This is a genomic window from Pectinatus brassicae, assembly GCF_014201835.1.
Classification (GTDB): Bacteria; Bacillota; Negativicutes; order Selenomonadales; family Selenomonadaceae; genus Pectinatus; species Pectinatus brassicae.
Map to the genome: position 1 here is coordinate 1 of NZ_JACHFH010000080.1, position 1,491 is coordinate 1,491.

Genomic DNA, 1,491 nt, shown 5'->3' on the forward strand with positions numbered 1-1,491 from the left:
ACGCTGTACTATCCAGCAATGCTGATAGACTATGCCACGGCTTAAGGTTCATTATAAAATCTTTAGATTTCTGTCTTGACAAGTGAGCCATTATACGAGCCGGCTATATCCATAAAGTAGTCCAAGATGAAAACGGCACTAAAAATGAAATTATCAGTCACTATGCTATTATGCCTAATATCAATCAAAAAATAACCGAGTTTGCCTGCATAAATCTTGATAATAAAAAAATTCAATTTAATGATAAAAAATATTCTATTGACGGCAATGATTGTTTTTTAATGGCTGATTATCTCTTGCAATGTGACTATAATATTCCTGCCAAAACATCCATAAAATTAGTAAATGACATTGCAAAAAAAAATTGCTGAAGAAAATGGTCAGGATCCAACCGAAGCAATTGTAAAAGCTAAGGCTTGTGTCGTTAACACTATGAAAGTAGCCAATTGCCTTGATGCCAAAAAAATCAGCGCCGAAATTTTCCCCGAATCACCAGTAATGCAAAAAGAATATGAAGCTCAAATACAAGAAGCTAATATTCCAGAAAAAGTCCACCTTGATAAAAAACGCATCTTAAAAACTGAAAATATGCATAAAATAAAAACTGATACTGGCATTGAAATAAATATTCCTATCGAATATTTCAATAATAAGGATTATGTGCAGATAATCAATAATGATAATGGCACATTATCCATTAATTTATATAACATCAATACCATATTGGATAAATAGTAATAAATAAAAAGCCAGCTATTGATATGATAACTCTATCAACGGCTGGCTTTTATTCTTGTATTATAGTATTCGCATTAATGATTCTGTAAAAACCTCTTTATTCATATCAATAAATTTTACAAGCGGTGAGCTGGTAACAATTTTCCATATTAATTTCTCTGCATCGCTATCTTTTTTATTTTCAAATCGAGTATTATCAAACAAATTAGGAATTTTATAGTCTTCTGGCACCAAAACAAATTTTACTATTCCATTATCCCCCTGTAACTCAAGACTGGCATGAACTCCCATTATCACCGTTTCTACCGGTTTCAATACAGCATTTTTTTTGCCAGCTTTTATAATCATCCTTTCTATATTAAAACAGCCTTTATTTTTCTCCTCTAATTCAATTGCTTCATGTATTATTTTTAAATCAGGAATACTTTTCATCCAAGTTTCAATCTCATTATAAAACTGCTCAATTGATTCCATCCATTTCTTTTTTTTATTCTCCCAATTTTCCGTCATAATATTCCCTCCCATTCTTATAATTTCTGTATATGCTATTAATTCTAAATTCATATATACTTGTCCTCTATTTAATGCTAGCTGTGTAAAATAATATTTATAAAATACTGCTTTTAATCGTAATTTTTTTAATATATCTTCCAAATAATTTATTGTGACATACTCCCACCACTTAATGCCTATGGCATTTGAAGTGGGGGCTTCTTGTTCGATACGACTAATGTCGTAAGCATAAGCAAGCTA

The 1,491-nt window shown here is 30.7% G+C and carries 3 protein-coding genes; 2 read left to right on the plus strand and 1 reads right to left on the minus strand.

Features of this window, described 5'->3' with window-relative positions; all coding sequences use genetic code 11:
- Positions 1–170: 170 nt before the first annotated feature.
- A complete protein-coding gene (locus HNR32_RS13700) occupies positions 171–371 on the plus strand; it encodes a hypothetical protein (protein WP_183863616.1) in 201 nt (66 codons plus the stop codon).
- On the plus strand, positions 346–735 hold the full coding sequence (locus HNR32_RS13705; protein ID WP_183863618.1) for a nucleoid-associated protein: 390 nt from the start codon (positions 346–348) through the stop codon (positions 733–735). The genes HNR32_RS13700 and HNR32_RS13705 overlap by 26 nt, the downstream gene beginning before the upstream one ends.
- A 63-nt stretch (positions 736–798) precedes the next feature.
- Here the strand turns inward: HNR32_RS13705 and HNR32_RS13710 are convergent, their stop codons facing one another.
- Complete coding sequence (locus tag HNR32_RS13710; RefSeq protein WP_183863620.1) at positions 799–1,392, minus strand: hypothetical protein; 594 nt, start codon at positions 1,390–1,392, stop codon at positions 799–801.
- Between the last annotated feature and the right edge of the window lie 99 nt (positions 1,393–1,491).

What these genes read in the sequence shown, in the direction of transcription:
- HNR32_RS13700 (WP_183863616.1), top strand. Translation starts at nt 171, where the DNA reads ATGCCTAATATCAATCAAAAAATAACCGAGTTTGCCTGCATAAATCTT.
- HNR32_RS13705 (WP_183863618.1), top strand. Translation starts at nt 346, where the DNA reads ATGACATTGCAAAAAAAAATTGCTGAAGAAAATGGTCAGGATCCAACC.